Origin of the sequence: Micromonospora sp. DT31 (genome assembly GCF_049841795.1) — a bacterium.
In the GTDB taxonomy this organism is placed as follows: Bacteria; Actinomycetota; Actinomycetes; order Mycobacteriales; family Micromonosporaceae; genus Micromonospora.
In genome coordinates this window covers 63,009-78,652 of the sequence record NZ_JBNCKZ010000010.1, presented here as the reverse complement: position 1 = coordinate 78,652, position 15,644 = coordinate 63,009, and the positions used below count along the sequence as shown (strand labels likewise).

General features: G+C 72.5%; 14 protein-coding genes. 3 read left to right on the top strand and 11 right to left on the bottom strand.

What is annotated here, in order from left to right; all coding sequences use genetic code 11:
* Nucleotides 1-6 precede the first annotated feature (6 nt).
* Nucleotides 7-1,254, bottom strand: a complete 1,248-nt coding sequence (locus ACLQ2X_RS18295) for a M50 family metallopeptidase (protein ID WP_425682244.1) — start codon at nucleotides 1,252-1,254, stop codon at nucleotides 7-9.
* Nucleotides 1,251-2,465: a 1-deoxy-D-xylulose-5-phosphate reductoisomerase gene (dxr, locus tag ACLQ2X_RS18290; protein ID WP_425682243.1), complete on the bottom strand. Its 1,215-nt coding sequence runs from the start codon at nucleotides 2,463-2,465 to the stop codon at nucleotides 1,251-1,253. The genes ACLQ2X_RS18295 and dxr overlap by 4 nt, the downstream gene beginning before the upstream one ends.
* A 189-nt stretch (nucleotides 2,466-2,654) precedes the next feature.
* Between dxr and ACLQ2X_RS18285 the strand changes: the two genes are divergently transcribed.
* Complete coding sequence (locus ACLQ2X_RS18285; protein WP_425682242.1) at nucleotides 2,655-3,497, top strand: YhjD/YihY/BrkB family envelope integrity protein; 843 nt, start codon at nucleotides 2,655-2,657, stop codon at nucleotides 3,495-3,497.
* 12 nt (nucleotides 3,498-3,509) lie between these two features.
* Here the strand turns inward: ACLQ2X_RS18285 and ACLQ2X_RS18280 are convergent, their stop codons facing one another.
* Entirely contained in the window at nucleotides 3,510-4,679 is a 1,170-nt protein-coding gene (locus ACLQ2X_RS18280; protein WP_425682241.1) for an alkaline phosphatase PhoX, read from the bottom strand.
* A 105-nt stretch (nucleotides 4,680-4,784) separates the two neighbouring features.
* A complete protein-coding gene (locus ACLQ2X_RS18275) occupies nucleotides 4,785-5,210 on the bottom strand; it encodes a 50S ribosomal protein L7/L12 (RefSeq protein WP_425682240.1) in 426 nt (141 codons plus the stop codon).
* Between the two features lie 124 nt (nucleotides 5,211-5,334).
* Here ACLQ2X_RS18275 and ACLQ2X_RS18270 point away from each other — a divergent pair, with 124 nt between their 5' ends.
* Nucleotides 5,335-6,951, top strand: a complete 1,617-nt coding sequence (locus ACLQ2X_RS18270; protein WP_425682239.1) for a phytoene desaturase family protein — start codon at nucleotides 5,335-5,337, stop codon at nucleotides 6,949-6,951.
* A 34-nt stretch (nucleotides 6,952-6,985) separates the two neighbouring features.
* On the opposite strand, the gene ACLQ2X_RS18265 is transcribed toward ACLQ2X_RS18270, so the two are convergent.
* Nucleotides 6,986-8,536 carry a Rieske 2Fe-2S domain-containing protein gene (locus ACLQ2X_RS18265; RefSeq protein ID WP_425682238.1) on the bottom strand — a complete coding sequence of 517 codons (1,551 nt, stop codon included), beginning with the start codon at nucleotides 8,534-8,536 and terminating at the stop codon, nucleotides 6,986-6,988.
* A 255-nt stretch (nucleotides 8,537-8,791) separates the two neighbouring features.
* On the opposite strand from ACLQ2X_RS18265, the gene ACLQ2X_RS18260 reads away from it, so the two are divergent.
* Entirely contained in the window at nucleotides 8,792-9,016 is a 225-nt protein-coding gene (locus tag ACLQ2X_RS18260) for a hypothetical protein (RefSeq protein ID WP_425682237.1), read from the top strand.
* 76 nt (nucleotides 9,017-9,092) lie between these two features.
* Here ACLQ2X_RS18260 and ACLQ2X_RS18255 read toward each other — a convergent pair whose 3' ends face one another.
* The 6 genes from ACLQ2X_RS18255 to tsf all read right to left on the bottom strand — a co-directional run bounded on the left by ACLQ2X_RS18255 (nucleotide 9,093) and on the right by tsf (nucleotide 15,583).
* On the bottom strand, nucleotides 9,093-10,400 hold the full coding sequence (locus ACLQ2X_RS18255; protein WP_425682236.1) for a DivIVA domain-containing protein: 1,308 nt from the start codon (nucleotides 10,398-10,400) through the stop codon (nucleotides 9,093-9,095).
* Between the two features lie 22 nt (nucleotides 10,401-10,422).
* On the bottom strand, nucleotides 10,423-11,568 hold the full coding sequence (gene rlmN / locus ACLQ2X_RS18250) for a 23S rRNA (adenine(2503)-C(2))-methyltransferase RlmN (RefSeq protein WP_425682235.1): 1,146 nt from the start codon (nucleotides 11,566-11,568) through the stop codon (nucleotides 10,423-10,425).
* 104 nt (nucleotides 11,569-11,672) lie between these two features.
* Entirely contained in the window at nucleotides 11,673-12,938 is a 1,266-nt protein-coding gene (locus tag ACLQ2X_RS18245; RefSeq protein ID WP_425682234.1) for a phosphatidate cytidylyltransferase, read from the bottom strand.
* A 251-nt stretch (nucleotides 12,939-13,189) separates the two neighbouring features.
* A complete protein-coding gene (gene frr / locus ACLQ2X_RS18240) occupies nucleotides 13,190-13,747 on the bottom strand; it encodes a ribosome recycling factor (RefSeq protein ID WP_425682233.1) in 558 nt (185 codons plus the stop codon).
* Between the two features lie 85 nt (nucleotides 13,748-13,832).
* The gene (gene pyrH, locus ACLQ2X_RS18235) at nucleotides 13,833-14,600 is read right to left on the bottom strand and encodes a UMP kinase (RefSeq protein WP_425682232.1); all 768 of its coding nucleotides are present in this window, start codon (nucleotides 14,598-14,600) and stop codon (nucleotides 13,833-13,835) included.
* A 155-nt stretch (nucleotides 14,601-14,755) separates the two neighbouring features.
* Nucleotides 14,756-15,583, bottom strand: a complete 828-nt coding sequence (gene tsf / locus ACLQ2X_RS18230) for a translation elongation factor Ts (protein WP_425682231.1) — start codon at nucleotides 15,581-15,583, stop codon at nucleotides 14,756-14,758.
* Nucleotides 15,584-15,644 lie beyond the last annotated feature (61 nt).

Genomic DNA, 15,644 nt, shown 5'->3' with positions numbered 1-15,644 from the left:
AGGCACTCACCTTGAGAAGAGCGTGATGGGGTTGACGACGTCCGCGGTGACGGTCAGCAGCGTGAACGCGCCACCGATCAGGATCACCGCGTACGTGAAGGGCATGAGCTTGAGATAGTCGACGCGGCCGGGGTCGGCGCGGCCGATGCGTGCGTAGACCCAGGACCGGGCCCGCTCGAACCAGGCGATGGCGATGTGGCCGCCGTCCAGCGGGAGCAGCGGCAACAGGTTGAACACGCCGATGAAGAAGTTCAGCGACACGAAGAGCATGAAGAACACCAGCCAGGCGTTGTTCTCCACGGCCTCGCCACCGAGGCGGGTGGCGCCGACCACGCTGATCGGGGTGTCCATGTCCCGCTCGCTGCCGGTGATCGCGCTCCACAGCGCGGGCACCTTCTGCGGGATGCGCTTCATCGCCTCCGCGGTCTGCACGGCCATGGTGCCGGTGAAGTCGGCGGTGGCGCCGAACGCAGCCACCGGCCCGTACTCCACCCGCGGTGGGGTGCTGGGTTGCAACGCCACACCCAGCGCGGAGACCGACGAGGTCGCACCCTTCGGGTCGCCCAGTGGCGGGCGCTGCACCGCGGCCAGGTCGACCCTGGCCTCCTGCGACCTGTCGTCGCGCACGTAGGTGACGGTGGCGGTGCCGGGCGGGGTGGCGCGGACCACGTCGAGCATGTCGCCCCAGGTGGACACCGGCCGGCCGTTCACCGCGGTGATCCGGTCGCCGTCCTGGAGCTGGGCCTTGGCGGCCGGGCTGGCCGGGTCGTCGGCCTGGCAGGCGCGGGCCGCGTTCTCCACCACCACGCACGGGGCCAGCGCGATCACGGCCGGCTCCGCCTTGAATCCCGCCTCCGTGGAGGGGAACTTCGGGTTGGGCAGGCCGGCGCTGACCGCGATGATCCAGAGCGCGATCAGGGCCAGCGCGAAGTGGGTGATCGAGCCGGCGGACATCACGATCGTCCGCTTCCAGACCGGGTAGCGCCACATGGCGCGCTTCTCGTCCTCGGGCTCGACGTCGTCGTCCTGCGGGGTCATCCCGACGATCTTGCAGAAGCCGCCGAGCGGGATGCCCTTGACGCCGTATTCGGTCTCACCCCGCTTGAACGACCACAGGGTCGGGCCGAAGCCGACGAAGTAGCGGGTCACCTTCATCCCGAACGCCTTGGCGGTCAGCATGTGACCGGCCTCGTGCAGGCTCACCGAGATGAGAATTGCCAGGGCGAACAGCACCACCCCGAGCAGATAGCTCATCGAGCTCCTTCCACCGACCCGACGATGATCTCCTGGGCGTGCGCCCGTGCCCACGACTCGGCGGCGAGCACGTCCTCGACGGTACCTGGTTCGTCGAAGTCGGGAGCGTCCTCCAGCACCCGCTGGAGGGTGTCGACGATGCCGAGGAACGGCAGCCGTCCGGCGACGAACGCGGCCACGCACTCCTCGTTCGCCGCGTTGTAGATCGCCGGCCGGCACCGCCCGGCCTCGCCGGCCGCCTTGGCCAGCGCGACCGCCGGGAACGCCGCGTCGTCCAGCGGGAGGAACTCCCAGGTGTGCGCGCTGGTCCAGTCGACCGCGCCGGCCGCCCCGGGCACCCGGTCCGGCCAGCCGATCCCCAGCGCGATGGGCAGCCGCATGTCCGGCGGGCTGGCCTGTGCCAGCGTGGAGCCGTCGACGAACTCGACCATCGAGTGGATGACCGACTGCGGGTGGACCGTCACCTCGATGTCGGCGTACGGCACGTCGAACAGCTCGTGCGCCTCGATCACCTCCAGCGCCTTGTTCACCATCGTGGCGGAGTTGATCGTGACCACCGGGCCCATGTTCCAGGTCGGGTGCGCCAGCGCCTGCTCCGGGGTGACCTCGGTCAACTCGTCGCGCCGCCGACCCCGGAACGGGCCGCCGCTGGCGGTGACCACGAGCCGCCGCACCTCGCCCCGGGCGCCGCCGCGCAGGCACTGCGCCAGCGCCGAGTGCTCGGAGTCCACCGGCACGATCTGCTCCGGGCGGGCGAGCGCGGCCCGGACCAGCGGGCCGCCGGCCACCAGGGACTCCTTGTTGGCAAGCGCGAGGGTGTGCCCGGCGCGCAGCGCGGCAAGCGTCGGCGGCAGGCCCAGCGAACCGACCACGCCGTTGAGCACCACGTCGCACGGCCACTGCGCCAGCTCGGCCATCGCGTCCGGCCCGGCCACGATCCTGGGGAGCTTGAAGTCGCCGGTGGCCCACCCGCGCCGGCTCGCCTCAGCGTAGAACGCGAGCTGGAGGTCCTGCGCGGCGGACGCCCGCGCCACCCCGACCGCCGCCACGCCCAACTCCAGCGCCTGCGTGGCGAGCAGCTGGACGTTGCCGCCACCCGCGCCGAGGGCGACCACCCGGAACCGGTCCGGGTTGCGCTTGACGATGTCGACGGCCTGGGTGCCGATCGAGCCTGTCGAACCGAGCAGCACGAGGTCTCGGGGTGAGGTCACCGACCCATTGTTCCCCAGCGCCCCCTACCGCCCCGCCCCGGCGTCCCCCCTCGCCGCCGACCTCGTGATCGCGGGCGGGACCGGTCACCCGGGGCGTTCCAGCCGGAGCACCGATCGCCGCGTGGTGGCGATGGTCCTGACGCCGGATCGTAATGCGTGCCGAACGGTCGGACGGGGAACGACAGGGCGATGGGCCACGGGTGGGAACGGACGAGGCGGATCACGGCTGCGGCGTTCCGGCCAGTCCGGGGTCGGGACCTGTCCCTGCACGCCGCCGCGATCACGTTCTACGGCGCGATCGCCGTGGTGCCGGTGGCGCTGCTGGCGATCTGGCTGACCGGCCTGCTCACCGGGGCGGACCGGGTACGCCGGCTCACCGGGTACGCCGTCGACACCCTGCCCACCGAGATCGGCGCGCACCGGGCGGTGGCCGCGCTTGTCGAGGCCGGCCTGGGGCTGACCCCGCTGCTGGCCCTGGCCTCGCTGCTGCCCGCCTCGCTGTACGGCGAAGGGCTGCGCCGCGCGTTCGTCTCGGTGGCCGAACCGCGGGCCGAGTCCGGTGCGCTGGTCGGCTGGCGGGGCCGGTTGCTGCTGCTTCCGCTGCTCGCCCCCGCCCCGGCACTGCTGCTGTCGATCCTGCTGGCGCTGCCGCTGACCACCCGGCTGGTACGCCAGGGCGGCTGGATCGGCGCGCTCGGCATCGTACTGTCGTTCCTGGCGGTGTGGCTGGTGCTCACGCCGGTGCTGGTGTGGGTGTTCCGCGTGGTCGGCCCGGCCTCCCCGGACTGGCTGGTCACCGTGGGCATGGGCTCGTTCACCGCGGCGAACCTGTCCGGTTTCCTGCACGGCTTCGTGCTGTTCTGCTCGCTGCCGCTGGACCTGGGCGTGCCGTTCGGCGGCTTCGACGAGATCGGCGCCGGCGTGGCGGTGCTGCTCTGGCTCTACCTGTTCCACGTGATCGTGCTGTCCGGCTATTCGGCCACGCTGGCGGCGAGCCGGTGGCGGGCCACCCGGGTGGCGGCCCGCGCCTGACGGCTGCGGGGGTCAGCGCCGGAAGGGACCACGCACCTCGTACGTGACGCCGCCGGTGCCGGTTCGGGCGCCGCTGGTGCCGCGTTGCGAGGAGAAGTAGAGCCGGCTGCCGTCCGGCGAGAACGCCGGTCCGGTGATCTCCGAGGCGGACTGCCCGAGCAGCCGGGCGAACGGGGTCACCACACCGGCCGGGGTGATCATGTTGATCTCCATGTCGCCGCCGTCCTCGGCCACGTAGAGGTCACCGCCCGCGGTGCCGGTGATGTTGTCGACGCCGGTCAGCGGCGCGGCCCCGGCCGGCACCAACGAGTCGTCGTAGGCGAGGTCGAGCCGCTGGTTGACCGCGTCGTACGCCCATACCCGGTTGTCCCCCTTCGTGGTGAACCAGCAGGTGTCCTCTGCGTACCAGCAGCCCTCGCCGCCGTCGAACGTCTGCGCGGCGCCCACCTGGTAGCGGGTGGGCACCGGGAACCCGTCGCGGTCCGGCAGGTCCCGCCAGGTGACCGGCCCGGTCACCTGGCCGTCCGGGGCGCAGAGCACCTGCACCCGGCCGGTGCGCAGGTCACCCCAGGTGTCCGGGACGAACCGGTAGAAGCAGCCGTCGCTCTCGTCCTCGGTCAGGTAGACCACCCGCCGCCGCGGGTCGCACGCCGCCGCCTCGTGCTTGAAGCGACCCATCCGGGTCCGTTCCTCGCCGGACCGGCCGCCCTCGGGCCAGGTCTCGAACACCCGGCCCAGCGGCACCTCCTCGCAGGACAGCCAGGTCCCCCACGGGGTGGGCCCACCGGCGCAGTTGACGTTCGTGCCGCCGAGGATCCGGTAGGCCGCGGCGATCGTCCCGCCGGCGGCGAACCGCACCGCCGAGGCGCCGCCGACGAGCGGGACCTCCGAGTTGGAGACGTAGATCCAGCCGTCGCCGGCCGCGAAGCAGGCGCCGCCGTCCGGCGCCGGGTGCCAGGTGTACGAGGTGCCGGCGACCCGCTGCCCGGAACGTGCGATCACCCGGCTGGTGAAGCCGGCCGGCAACCTCAGCCCGTTGGCGTCGGCGTCCAGCAGGTCGCCGTACGGGCCGGGGCCGGGCTGGGCGGGCCTGGCGGGTGCGGCGGCGGCGGCCCAGAGACCGCCGGCGACGGCCGCGGCGCCACCGGCGGCGGTGGCGCGCAGGACGGTACGACGATCCATCGGGGGTGACCTTCCCGGAGGCGGTGGGTGTCCCTTCGACGGTAGGCCACAAAACCATCGACCGCTGCCGCTGTCCGGTGAACGCCGGGTGACCGCCGGCCCGTGTCAGAGGCGGTCGACGTACCGCTTGGCGTCGGCCAGCGACCAGTGGGTGTGCTCCCGCACCACCTTGACCGCCTCGATCTTCCTGCCCCGGTGCAGCAGCCGCGCGGCTTCGGCACGTACCGCGTCGTCGACGCCGGTGATCGTGCCCGGCGCCGGGACGCCGGGCGACCACGTTCCGCCGGCCGCCAACAGGTCGATTACCCGCTTCGCGTCCAGCAGCGACAGCCCGGTCTGCTCGCGCAGTACCTTGATCGCCTCGACCGTACGCCCCGCGCGGGCCAGCCGGAGCACCTCGGCCTGCCCGTCGCCGGCCGGGCGGTCCGGGGCGACCAGGTCCTGGGGCCGGTCGCGCCGCAGCACGAGCAGGAGAAGGACCAACACCACGACGAGCGCCACCGCGAGCGCGATCTGGACAGCCGGGGACATGCCGGGAACGGTAGCGCCCCGCCGCGAACCCTCCCGCCGCGCACCCGCCACGGCTAGGCTCCGCTGGCATGAGCGAACGCACCGAGCGCAGCGAGGGCCGTGAGCACATGCCCGGCGGCACCGCATGAGCGACGCGGGTGAGCTGCCGGCCCGCGCGGACGTCGTGGTGGTCGGCGCCGGGCACAACGGCCTGGTCTCGGCGACCCTGCTGGCCGCCGCCGGCCGCGACGTGCTGGTGCTGGAGGCGGCCGGGGTGGTCGGCGGGGCGGCGCGCACCGAGAGCCCGTTCCCGCGGGTGCCCGGCCTGCGCCACTCCACCGGGTCGTACCTGCTCGGACTGATGCCGCCGGAACTGCTGGCCACGCTCGACGTGACCATCCCGGTGCTGCGCCGCGACCCGCACTACTTCCTGCCCACTCCGGGCGGGCCCGGCTCGCCGTACCTGCTGGCCGGCAGCGACGCCGCGGCGACACGGCGGCAGCTCACGGAGATGTTCTCCCCCGCCGACGTGGCCGCCGACGACGCGCTCCAGGCCGAACTGGCCCAGCTGCGGGAGGATCTCGCCCCGGCGTGGCTGGCCGAGCCACTGCCGGTCGAGGAGACCGCCGAGCGCTACATCCGGCCGGCGCTGCGGCAGGTCTTCGTCGACCTGGTCCGCGGCTCGGTCGCCGACCACCTGGCCCGCTTCGAGTTCCGCTCCGAGCTGCTGGTCAGCATGTACGCGGTCACCGACGGCCTGTCCGGGCTCAACGCCGGCCCGGACGACCCGGGCACCGGGCACAACTTCCTGGCGCACAACATGTGCCGGCTGCCCGGCGCGGACGGCACCTGGATGATCGTCCAGGGTGGGATGGGCACGGTGTCGCGCACGTTCGCCGAGGCCGCCCGCGGTGCGGGGGCACGGATCGTCACGGACGCGCCGGTCACCGCGATCACCGTGGCCGGGGGCGCCGCGGCCGGCGTGGTGCTGGCCGACGGCCGGGAGGTCGCCGCGTCCGTGGTGTTGGGCGCCTGCGACCCGTACCGGCTGATGGAGCTGGTGCCCGACGGCGCGCTCCCGGCGGAGCTGGCCGCGCGGATGACGGCGGTCCGCCGCCCCGGCACCACGCTGAAGGTCAACCTGGCGCTGACCGGGCTGCCCCGCTTTTCCTGCCTGCCGGCGGACGCGCCGAGCCCGTTCGGCTCGACCATCCACCTGCTGCCCGGCTCGGCCTCGCTGGTCGGCGCGGGCGGCGAACCGCCGATGGCGGCGCTGCGCGGCATGTGGGCGGACGTGCGGGCCGGGCGGCTGCCGGACGAGCCGACAATCGAGTGGTACCTGCACACCACAGTCGACCCGTCGCTGTCCGACGCCGCCGGACACCACTCGTCGGCGCTGTTCGTGCAGTCGGTGCCCTACGAGGTGGCCGGCACCACCTGGGACGCGGCGCTGCCCGGCTACGTCGAGCGGCTGATCGCGATCTGCGAGCGGTACGCCCCGGGCACCGGCGACCTGGTCGCGGACGCGGTGCCGCTGCCGCCGCCCCGCATCGAGGCCCACTTCGGCATCACCGGCGGGCACATCCACCACGTCGACAACACGGTGTCGTTCACCGACCGGATGCCGTATGCCACAGGCATCGACGGCGTGTACGCCGGCAGCGCCGGCTGCCACCCGGCCGGCAGCGTCATCGGCGCCGCCGGGCACAACGCCGCCCGCCGCATCCTCGCCGACCTCGGGCGGGGTGGGCCCCCCGCCTGACCCGTCCGGTCGCGGCGGGCGGTGCCCACAGCCGTCAGCCCGCCTCCGCCCGGTGGGCGCGGACCTTGTGGCCGACGCTGGTCAGGCACCGGCCGCTGGGCAGGTCGAACTTCCAGCCGTGCAGCTGGCAGGTGAGCTGGTCGCCGTCGACGATGCCGAACCGGCTCAGGTCCGCCTTCAGGTGCGGGCAGCGCCGCTGCACCACCCAGCCGTCGAGCGTGATGTCCTCGGCGTCGACCGCCCGCTCGTGCTCGTCGTACCAGCCCTCGGCGTACTGGAGGCGCTCCTGGGAGAGGCACTTGAAGAACGCGTAGACGAACTCGTTGTACTGGCCGATGCGGGCCGCCGAGAAACGGCAGGACAGGAAGAGCGAGTTGACCCAGTCCACCTCGCCGATGTGCAGCAGGTGCTCGATCAGCGCCCGCTCGGTGCGGAACCGGTAGCGCACCTTCTCGTCCGCGTACGGCCGGACCTGCTTGCCCGGGAAGTCCACCACGATGGATTCGACACCCACCCCGTCGTAGCCGACCAGGTCGAAGCGGACCGGGCCGCCCACGCCCTTCGCCAGGTAGATCGACTCGTCGAGCAGCGGTTCGATCCGGCGCTTCAACTCCGCCAGCACGTCGATCTCCGGGTGCCGCCAGGACGCCTTCTCGGCCTCGATGACGCCGCGCTTGCGCTCCCGCATCTCCTCCAGGTGGGCGACCTTGTTCGCGAAGAACTCCTCGATCGGCTGCGGGTGCGTGGTGGTCGCCCCGGAGGTGGTCACCTCGGTGACGCTGCCCGGCAGCAGCACGATGCCGTTGGTGCCGCCGACCTTGGCGTACTCGGCCAGGAAGACCGACTGGTCGGGGAAGATGTTGCCCTCGTCGCCGAAGATGTCGTTGAACTGCCACAGCTCGTCGTCGAGGAAGCACGGCGGGCCGGCGATCGGGAAGACGTGGTCGGCCTTCAGGTCGTCGATGTAACGCCAGGTGCGGTCGAACTGCCGGTCCCGCTTCTGCTTGCCGAACGCGGTCTTCGCCGCCTGCGGCAGCTCGTAGACCATCGGGTACCAGATCGCGCCGGAGAACTGGAGCATGTGCGCGTGCACGTGACCCAGCTCGGCGAAGACGGTCAGGTCGGTCGGGCGCGCGTCGTTCTGGTTGAGCAGCCGCACCCCGTCGTACTCGACCCAGAGCGACGAGTCGCCGATCGGGCCGTCGGTCGGACTGGTCAACGCCTGAATCATGATCTTCAGGCCGCCGGGCAGCTCCACCACCTGCTCGTTCGGGGCCTTGAGGAACTTGGTGAAGCCCAACTCCCGGAACTCGTCCTCCATCTCCGAGGTGGGGAACTCGGGCAGCAGGACGGTGGCGTCCTTCGACACGAAGTCACGCAGGTGCTTGGCGTCGAAGTGGTCGCGGTGCAGGTGCGACACGTACAGGTAGTCGACCTGCCCGAGGGTGTTCCAGTCGAGTTGGGAGTTGTCCGGGAAGGGGAACCACGAGGCGAAGTAGGCCGGGTTGACCCACGGGTCGCACAGGATGCTGCCCGCAGCCGTGTCGATCCGCATGCTGGCGTGGCCCGTACCGGTCACTCGCACCGCAGTCCCCCTCGAAAAGGCATCAGGTGTACGTCAAGACGCTACCGGAGGCAGTGTGCTCGCCGTCCCGCGACGCCGGTAGTGCCCATCCGCCCCGACCGGGACGGTCCAACGACCCGGGCCGGCCGGCGGGCGACGCACCGGCCCCCGTCGCCCACCCGGGTCATCCCAGGCCGGGAGGTCGGACCCTGCGCCGAGCACGGTTCGTGACATGCCAGACTGAGCGGAGATCCGATCGCGAGGGAAGGACCGACAGTGGCAGGAGACGAGCCGGTAACCGCGCCAGATCAGCACAAGCCCGGGCACCGCAAGTCCGGACGGATCGGTGCGGTGGTGTCGGCGCTGGCTTTGGTGTTGATGGCGTTCTGCGGCATCGAGGAGGGCCGGGTGGAGCACCTCTGGCTGTTCGGTATCGCCGGGCTGCTGATCGCCATCGTCATCGGCGACGCCGTGCTGCGCCGCAACGGTCTGCGGTCCTGACGCACGGCGCCCACGGCACCGTCAAGAGCCCGCCCCCACGCCGGGGGCGGGCTCTTGACCGTCGTACGCCTGCCGGTCAGCGACCGAGCACGATGTCCTGCACGTCCTTGAGCGCGGCGTCGACCTCCGCCTCGAAGTAGCCGCCGGGAACCAGCCCGAAGCGCAGCGTGTCGAGGTCCTTCGGGTTCACCGGCATCGGGTTGCGTCCCTGCATCCCGCCGAGCAGCGCCTCGAAGAACCGGTCGACCTGATCGGGGTCGTATCCGCTGCCGAACCGGCGGACCTGGAAGCCCCGCCGGATCTGGTCGATCCGGTGCAGGTCGCTTCCGGGCGGGCCGGCCATCGGCGGCCCCACCATCGGCGGCCCGGCGGCCGGCTGGCTCACCAGCGGCGGCCCGGTCATCGACGGACCCGGGCCGTAGCCGTCGTCCGGCCGCCCGTAACCGCCACGGTCCGGTGGGCCGTAGCCCGGTTCCGGGGCGCCGTAGCCGGGCTCCGGGGCGCCGAAGCCACGGTCCGGGGCGCCGTAGCCGGGCTCCGGGGCGCCGTAGCCGGGGTCCGGAGGGCCGTAGCCGCGGTCCGGAGGGCCGTAACCGGGGTCCGGAGGGCCGTAACCGGGGTCCGGGCCACCGTAGCCGGGCTCCGGGCCGCCGTAGGCCGGCTGCTGCGGAAGCGCGGGCGGCCCGGCCGGGCCACGACCGCGTGGCTCCCGGTCGGGCATCCGGATCTCGGCGGTCATGTCGGTGCGACCGTGCCGGCCGGCCTCGAACCCGTCGAAGCGCTCCTCCGGGCCGAACCCACTGTCCGGGCCGGGGCCGTAACCACTCGGGCCCGCGGGCAGCCCACGCGGCGGCGGGCCGCCGTGCCCGATCGGCGCCCCCGGCCCCATCGGGCCGGGACCCGCCGGGCCGCGGGGCGCGTCGTAGCCGCCGCGAGAGTTGTCGTAGCCGCCGGCGAACGCGCCTGTCGGCTCGTCGTAACCCCGGCTGTAGCGGTCCGCCGGCGGACCGGGTTGGGCCGGCATCGGCCGGGGCGGCATCGGGGGCTGCGGCACCGGCGACAGGCCACGGTCGTCGCGCGCCGGCGGGCCGAGCCGGTCGGCCGTCCGGGGTTCACCGCCCCGACCGGCCGGTACGCCGCCGCGCTCCTCCAACTCGGCGAGCTGCCGCTCGACCCGGTCGAGGTGCAGGTCGACCTGCCACTCGTCGTAGCCGTTGAACCGGACCCGGAAGACGACGTCGTGGACCTCCTGGGACGCCACGGGAGCGCCCACCGGCTGGCCGTCCAGGGTCGCCTCGACCCGGTCCAGGAAGGCGTCGACCTCGTCGACCTTGTATCCCCGGCGGAGCGCCTTACGCCGGAAACGCTGACCCTGACTCGCCACTATGTCTCCTGGTCTCGTACCGCTACGGCGTTGCCGCGCGTGAGTCGCCGTCCGTGTCCTCGGCGGCGGCCAGCTGCCCACATGCCCCGTCGATCTCGCGCCCCCGGGTGTCCCGCACCGTGGTGGACACACCGGCGTCGCGCAACCGCCGGACGAACTCCCGCTCCACCGGCTTCGGGCTGGCGTCCCAGCGACTGCCCGGGGTCGGGTTGAGCGGGATCAGGTTCACGTGGACCAACTTGCCGGCCAACAACCGCCCGAGCAGATCGGCCCTCCACGGCTGGTCGTTCACGTCCCTGATCATGGCGTATTCGATGGACACGCGCCGCCCCGTCGTGGCCGCGTAGTCCCACACCGCGTCCAGCACCTCGGACACCTTCCAGCGCTGGTTGACCGGGACGAGTTCGTCGCGCAGCTCATCATCGGGGGCGTGCAGCGACAACGCAAGGGTCACCGAGAGGTCCTCGCTGGCCAGCCTGCGGATCGCCGGGACCAGCCCGACCGTGGACACGGTGATGTGCCGCTGGGACAGGCCCAGCCCTTCCGGTGCCGGCGCGACCAGCCGCCGGATCGCCGCCACCACCCGCGAGTAGTTGGCCAGGGGCTCGCCCATGCCCATGAACACCACGTGCGACAACCGCGGCGGCGAACCGGCCACCGCCCCGGAGGCGGCCACCCCGGCCAGGTAGACGGCCTGGTCGACGATCTCGGCGGTGGACAGGTTCCGGGTCAGCCCGGCCTGGCCGGTGGCGCAGAACGGGCAGGCCATGCCGCAGCCGGCCTGGCTGGAGATGCACACGGTCACCCGGTCCGGGTAGCCCATCAGCACGCTCTCCACCAGCGAGCCGTCGTGCAGTCGCCAGAGCGCCTTGCGGGTGGCGCCGTCGTCGCAGGCCATCTCGCGTACCGGGGTGAGCAGGGTGGGCAGCAGCGTGCCGGCCAGCCGCTCCCGGGTCGCCGCCGGCAGGTCGGTCATCTGCTCCGGGTCACGCACGAGGCGCCCGAAGTAGTGGTTCGAGACCTGCTTGGCACGGAACGCGGGCTCACCCAGCTCGGTGACGAGCGACTGCCGGCCCGGCAGGTCCAGGTCGGCGAGGTGGCGGGGCGGCATCGAGGGCCGGCGGCCGCGGGCGTCGGGGTCTACGGAGATCAGTGGCAGGCTCGTCATGGCGCGTCCAGTCTGACACGCGTCGGGCCGGACACACCCGTCCGGCCGTGTCGAATCGCCCCCGGACGGCTGGCCCGACGCGGGTCGCCGCCGTGATTCATCCCTCAGCCCACCACCGGAACGAACACTGCCAGCAGCAGATAGGCCGTCGGCACCGCGAACAGGACCGAGTCCAGCCGGTCCATCAGGCCGCCGTGCCCGGGCAGCAGGTTGCTCATGTCCTTGACGCCCAGATCCCGCTTGATCATCGACTCGGCGAGGTCGCCGAGCACCGCCGTGCAGGAGATCGCCATCCCGAACAGCGCCCCCCACCAGGGAGCCACGTCGAGCAGCGCCCACAGCAGCACGGCGCTGCCCACCGCCGCGGCCGTGACCGAGCCGACGAAGCCCTCCCAGGACTTCTTCGGGCTGATCATGGGCGCCATCGGGTGCTTTCCGAAGTGCACCCCGGCGGCGTACCCACCGGTGTCGGAGAGCACCACCGCCACGAGCGTGACCAGCACCCGCAGGCGCCCGTCGCCGGGTGCCGCCGCGAGCATGGCGGCGAAGCCGGCGAGGAACGGCACGTAGACGGCGATCAGGGTGGCCGCGGTCAGGTCACGCTGGTAGTCGCCGGGCCCGTCGCCCAGCCGCCAGATCATCATGCCCAGCACGGTCACCAGCAGCCCGAGGCACAGCGCGTCCGGGCCGGCGAACCAGCCCAGCCCCACCATGAGCACCCCACCGGCGACAAGCGGCACCAGCGGCGGGTGTGCGCCGCTGCGGCGCACCGCGCGGGCCATCTCCCAGCAGCCGATCGCCACCGCGACGGCCAGCACCGCGAGGAACGCCGGCAGGAAGAAGAACAGCGGCACCACGACCGCGGCGCCCAACGCCACACCGACACCGATCGCGGCCGGCAGGTTGCGTCCCGCCCGGGAGGTCCTCGGCGCGGCGTTCGGGGGGCGTCCGGCTCCGGCCCGGCGGCGACCCCGGCCCCGGCGGCCGGACGGCGGCGCGGGCTCGTCGGCCGGCACGAGGACGTGGTCGGTGGGCTCGTCGCGCACCGGCGCGATCTGCGCGGTCGGGTACTCGTCGTCCCCCCGCGGGCCGCCGCCGGTGTCGGCCCCGAAGTCGTCGCGCGGCCCGTCCGGCCGGCGGGCGGGGTACGGCTCGACCGCTGGCGAGGTGTACGTCGGCGGGGGCGCAGCCGGCGGCGCGTACGTCTCCGACGCGGCGTATCCCTCACGGTCGGCGGGGTGCGCTCCGGCGTCCGGACCGGTGTGCCGCCACGGGCCGGGTTCCAGGTCGGCGTCCGGCCAGGGCAGGGCGGCGGGTTGGCGCTCCCAGCCGCGCGGCTCGGCGTTGCCGTAGGGGTCGGGGTGGGACATCACGCACCGGCAGACGGTGCGGGAGTCACCACATGACACAAGAACAAAACCATCCCCTACGGCGTGAGACTCTTCCTGTTGACCGGCCGAGGGCCGGACGACTCCCGCCGTTCACCCCGTGGTGGCCGGAATCGTGCCGAGCCTACTGCACCCGCCGCAGCGCCGAGGGCGTGCGCCGCCGGGCACGACGACGGCACCGGCCGCCGCCCGGGTGGGTGGCAGCGCGGTGCCGTGACGGGTGCGTCCGCGGCTCAGACTTCGAGCAGCTCGCTCTCCTTGTGCTTGACCAGTTCGTCGACGCCGGCGACGAAGCGCTGGGTCAGGTCGTCCAGTTCCTTCTCCGCGCGCCGGCCCTCGTCCTCGCCGACCTCGCCGTCCTTGACCAGGCGGTCCAGCTCCTCCTTGGCCTTGCGGCGGATGTTGCGGACGGCGACCTTGGCCTCCTCGCCCTTCTGCCGGGCGACCTTGATCATGTCGCGGCGCCGCTCCTCGGTCATCTGCGGCAGGACGATGCGCAGCTGGTTGCCCTCGTTGTTCGGGTTGGCCCCGAGGTCCGAGTCGCGGATCGCCTTTTCCATGGCGGCCAGTTGCGAGTTGTCGTACGGCTTGATGATCACCATGCGCGGCTCGGGTACCGCGATGGATGCCATCTGCGGCAGCGGGGTCGGGCTGCCGTAGTAATCGATCATGATGCGGGAGAACATGGCGGCGTTGGCGCGACCGGTACGGATCCCGCCGAACTCCTCCTTGGCGTGCTCGGTGGCACGCTCCATCTTCTCCTCCGCCTCGAGGAGGGTGTCGTCGATCACCGGTCTCCTCGCCTCCTTCTGTCGCTCGTCATGGGTGGTGCGGATGCTGCTGGGCAGAGGGGCCGCTGCCGGTGGCGGCGGGCCGTCAGGCGGTGATCAGCGTGCCGATCTTCTCACCGCCGACGGCGCGGACGATGGTGTCGTCACCCTGGGCGCCGAAGACCAGCATCGGCAGCCCGTTCTCCATGCAGAGACTGAACGCGGCGGCGTCGGCCACCCGCAGGTTACGACGCAGCACCTCGGAGAAGGTGATCGAGTCGAGCTTGTTCGCGGTCGGGTCGATCCGGGGGTCGGCGGTGTAGACCGCGTCCACGCCGTTCTTGCTCATCAGCACCACGTCCGCGCGGATCTCCAGCGCCCGCTGGGCGGCCACGGTGTCGGTGGAGAAGTACGGCATGCCGGCGCCCGCACCGAAGATGACCACGCGGCCCTTCTCCAGGTGCCGGATCGCCCGCAGCGGAATGTACGGCTCGGCGACCTGCGCCATCGTGATGGCGGTCTGCACCCGGGTCTCGATGCCCTCCTTCTCCAGGAAGTCCTGGAGGGCGAGGCAGTTCATCACGGTGCCCAGCATGCCCATGTAGTCGGCGCGGGCCCGGTCCATGCCGCGCTTCTGCAACTCGGCGCCGCGGAAGAAGTTGCCGCCGCCGACCACCACGGAGACCTGCACGCCGAGACGCACCACGGTGGCGATCTGCCGGGCGATGCCCTGCACGACGTCGGGGTCGACGCCGATCGCGCCGCCGCCGAAGACCTCACCGGAGAGCTTCAGCACCACCCGGCGGGCCCGACCGGACGGAGGGGCGGTCGGATCATCCGCCGCCAGGCTCCGGTCACTCACAACCTGCGTCATCCGCCCCGCCCCTTCTCCTCGCGCACCGCGCGAGCGTCGCATACCTGCCCTTGCCGACCCTATGTGACGAGGAGGCCGCGGTGCCTGTCACGTACACCGGCGGCCTCCTCGTCGACGTTCCCCTACGCCCGGACGCGACGTCCCGGCGCGGCGGCTCAGGCCTGGCCGACCTCGAACCGCAGGAAGTCGGTCACCTCGATGCCGGCGTTGGCCAGCACCTGCTTGACGGTCTTCTTGTTGTCGGCGACCGACGACTGCTCCAGCAGGACGAAGTCCTTGAAGAAGGAGTTCACCCGGCCCTCGACGATCTTCGGCAGCGCCGCCTCGGGCTTGTTCTCCTCCCGGGCGGTCTGCTCGGCGATGCGCCGCTCCGACTCGACGATCTCCGCCGGGACCTGGTCCCGGGTGAGGTACTTCGGCCGCATCGCGGCGATCTGCATGGCGACACCACGGGCGTCGGCGTCCGCCGCCTCGTCGGTCTTGCCGGTGTACCGCACCAGCACGCCGACCGCGGGGGGCAGATCCTGGCTCTTGCGGTGCAGGTAGACCGCGGTGGTGCCGTCCAGCTTGGCGAAGCGGTTCAGCACCAGCTTCTCGCCGATCTTGGCGGACTGCTCCTGGATCAGGTCGGCCACGGTCTTGCCGTCGACGGTGCTGGCGAGCAGCTCCTCGGCGTTGCCGGCGCCGCTGGCCACGCCGTGCTCGACGAGCTGCTGGGCCAGCGTGATGAAGGCGTCGTTCTTGGCGACGAAGTCGGTCTCGCAGTTGAGCTCGAGCAGCGCCTGGCCGGAGTGGGCGACGAGGCCGTTGGCGGCGGTGCGGCCGGCCCGCTTGCCGACGTCCTTGGCGCCCTTGACGCGCAGGATCTCGACGGCCTTGTCGAAGTCGCCCTCGGCCTCGGTCAGCGCCTTCTTGGAGTCCATCATGCCGGCGCCGGTGAGGTCGCGGAGCTTCTTGACGTCCGCGGCGGTGAAGTTGGACATGACTCTCTCTTCGGTGTCAGTGAGACGGTCTGGTTGCCGGTTACCCGGATCCGGGCCGGTT